Raw genomic sequence first — 3,012 nt, forward strand, 5'->3', positions numbered from 1 at the left:
GAGGCCATCGTCGCCGTGGCCAGTCCCGTTGATGATCGAGTCGAAGTCGACGCTGATGGACTGCCCGTTGGCGGGGTTGCCCGGCGGGAGGTGACAGATGTCGATCTTGTGGTCGGTGTCGTCGGGCAACGTGCTGTCGGTCTTCTTGTCGGAGCTACTAGGCCGCGCGCTGGCGGTCCTCTTGGCTGTGCCGTCAGGCGGCGTGCTGTCGGTCGCCTTGGCTGTGTCGTCAGGCGGCGTGTTGTCGGTCGCCTTGGCTGTGTCGTCAGGCGGCGTGCTGTCGGTCGACTCAACTACGCCGTCAGGCGGCGTGCTGCCGATCGTCTCGGCTGTGTCGCTGATGGGCAGCGTGTTCGTTGCGGCGGGCGACGCAGCAACGAACGCCGAACCCGCCAGCATCGCAAGCATCACGGTGAATCTCTTCATGTAACTGCTCCCTCTACGCTGCACTGAGACAGCGACGCATCCCGGTTCACGACTGCCGGGGTACCCGGTAGTCAGATGAGTTCTGGCCGCCCTCACGACCTGCGATCTCACCCGATCAGCAGGTTATGGCGAGTGGGCACGCCTTCCCCAGACACGAAAGACCCCCTCGAAATGCACCAAATGGCCATCTCGAATGCGTCGCGAGGCCAAACTTTTCAGGCAGTACCGCACACCCATGTGACCCCCGCCCTACCGCGCGGCCCGCGCAAATCGACATACTGAGGGGTCTTTTGTCTTCTAGGAGAAGTGAGTCGCGTGCGCAACCCTCGAGCGTTCCTCCGCCCCCTCGCCGTCGGAGCTCCGGCGCCGGTCGCCGACATCCCGTTCCGCCCGAGCCGGATGATCCACTTCTTCGACCCGAGCAACCCCAAGATGGCCGACAAGGTGCCCGATATCGCGACCAAGGTCGACATCATCCTGGGCAACCTCGAGGACGCCATCAAGACAGAGAACAAGGAGGCCGCGCGTCAGGGCCTCGTCGACATCGCCAAGAAGACCGACTTCGGCCAGACGCAGCTGTGGACCCGCATCAACAGCCTCGACTCGCCGTGGGCCCTCGATGACCTCATCACCTTGGTCACCGAGATCGGTGACAAGCTCGACGTCGTCATGGTGCCGAAGGTTGAAGGCGCCCAGGACATCCACTACATCGACCGCATCCTCGCCCAGCTCGAGGCGCGCGCCGGCCTGAAGCGACCGATCCTCGTTCACGCGATCCTCGAGACTGCCGAAGGCATGACGAATGTCGAGGAGATCGCCGCCGCGAGCCCTCGCATGCAGGGCATCTCGCTCGGCCCAGCCGACCTCGCCGCCAGCCGTCGTATGAAGACGACTCGCGTTGGTGGCGGCCACCCCGGCTACCTCGTACGCCAAGACCCCACCGGCGACGACCTGACCGAGGGACGCACGACGTACCAGCAGGACCTCTGGCACTACACGATCGCGCGCATGGTCGACGCCTGCGCCGCGAACGACATCCTCCCGTTCTATGGACCGTTCGGCGACATCAAGGATGTCGTCGCGTGCGAGGACCAGTTCCGCAACGCCTTCCTGCTCGGCTGCGTCGGTGCGTGGAGCCTGCACCCCGTGCAGATCGACATCGCCCGCAAGGTGTTCTCCCCCGATCCCGCCGACGTGGCTCACGCCAAGGAAGTCGTCGAGGCCATGGGCGACGGCTCCGGTGCCGTGATGATCAACGGCAAGATGGAGGACGACGCTTCCTGCAAGCAGTGCATCGTCATGCTCGACCTCGCCAAGGCACTCGCCGAGCGCGATCCTGAGCTCGCCGCCGCCTACGACCTCTGACTAGCCACATTAAGGACCGTGAATGTCTGACCAGCTTCGCCCGCGCCGTTCCGTCCTCTACATGCCGGGCGCCAATGAGCGCGCGCTCGAGAAGGCCAAGGGCATCGACGCCGACGCACTGATCCTCGACCTCGAGGACGCCGTCTCCCCCGACGCCAAGGTTGAGGCCCGAGATCGCGTATGCGCCGCGGTTGCTTCCGGCGAGTACGGACACCGCGAGCTCGCGATCCGCATCAACGGCATCGGCACCGAATGGCACGACGCAGACATCGCCGACGCAGCAGGAGCCGGCCCTGACGCCGTCCTGGTGCCCAAGGTCAACTCCGCCGCCGAGGTTCTGCAACTCGTCGCCGCGCTCGAGGCCAATGGCGCCCCGGCCCACACGGCGCTCTGGGCCATGGTCGAGACGCCAATCGCGCTCCTGCATGCCGAAGAGATTGCCGCCGCCCATGAGCGTCTGACCGTCATCGTGATGGGAACGAACGACGTGGTCAACGAGACATTCGGTCTGCACGTACCGGGACGCAACCCGGTCGTCCTGACAGCATTGTCGATCTCGCTGCTGGCCGCTCGCGCCGCCGGAAAGGTGATCCTCGACGGCGTCTACAACGACGTCAAGAACGCCGAAGGATTCGAGGCTGAGGCACGCCAGGGTCGCGAGATGGGCTTTGACGGCAAGACACTGATCCACCCGAGCCAAGTCGAGCCGGCCAATGCTGCGTTCGGTCCGTCCGATGACGAGATCGAACACGCCAAGTCGATGATCGCAACGTTCGAAGAAGGCAAAGCTGCTGGTCAAGGCGTCGTGACGTTCAACGGCAAGATGATCGAGGAGCTCCACGTACGCGATGCACATCGGATTCTCGCGTCCGCCGAGGCCATCGCTTCACGCTAGGCACAGAGAAGCGCCGTACGGATCTGATCCGTACGGCGCTTCTGTTTTGTGAGGGTGGTTCTACCGGCTGCTGCGCAGGCTGTAGACGCTTGACTCGATGGACCTTTTGCGCTTCTGCAGGATGCGACGCTGTCGCACCGACTCCAGGAGCACTGCTCGGTCGATCTCGGACAACTCATCCCAGGCGCGCTTGCCGCGGGCCTGTCGGGCTTCGAAGATTGCCACTGACTTCACCCCCTCTCCAACGGTTCCGGTCGTCGGTGAGGAGTAGTCGGTCTGGTTCTTAGCGGTTATGAGTCGTGTTTCGAGATTCGTGGTCATAGCGC

General features: G+C 64.2%; 4 protein-coding genes. 2 read left to right on the forward strand and 2 right to left on the reverse strand.

Translation table 11 applies throughout. From position 1 onward, the window contains the following. On the reverse strand, window positions 1-426 hold a 426-nt coding region (locus V6M39_RS08640; RefSeq protein WP_332643412.1), incomplete at its 3' end, for a hypothetical protein. Between the two features lie 315 nt (window positions 427-741). On the opposite strand from V6M39_RS08640, the gene V6M39_RS08645 reads away from it, so the two are divergent. Together V6M39_RS08645 and V6M39_RS08650 are read left to right on the forward strand one after the other, a co-directional pair. Continuing rightward, window positions 742-1,791 (forward strand): HpcH/HpaI aldolase/citrate lyase family protein, encoded by a 1,050-nt coding sequence (locus V6M39_RS08645; RefSeq protein ID WP_332643413.1) that lies wholly within the window; start codon window positions 742-744, stop codon window positions 1,789-1,791. 22 nt (window positions 1,792-1,813) lie between these two features. Then, a complete protein-coding gene (locus V6M39_RS08650) occupies window positions 1,814-2,686 on the forward strand; it encodes an HpcH/HpaI aldolase/citrate lyase family protein (protein WP_332643414.1) in 873 nt (290 codons plus the stop codon). A gap of 60 nt (window positions 2,687-2,746) precedes the next feature. Here the strand turns inward: V6M39_RS08650 and V6M39_RS08655 are convergent. Next, window positions 2,747-3,012 (reverse strand): hypothetical protein (locus tag V6M39_RS08655; RefSeq protein WP_332643415.1); only part of this gene is annotated, 266 nt, incomplete at its 5' end.

This window comes from Aeromicrobium sp., from assembly GCF_036675695.1.
GTDB lineage: Bacteria > Actinomycetota > Actinomycetes > Propionibacteriales > Nocardioidaceae > Aeromicrobium.

Excerpts from the sequence above, each read along its gene's own strand:
- V6M39_RS08650 (WP_332643414.1), top strand. The coding sequence starts at position 1,814 with ATGTCTGACCAGCTTCGCCCGCGCCGTTCCGTCCTCTACATGCCGGGC.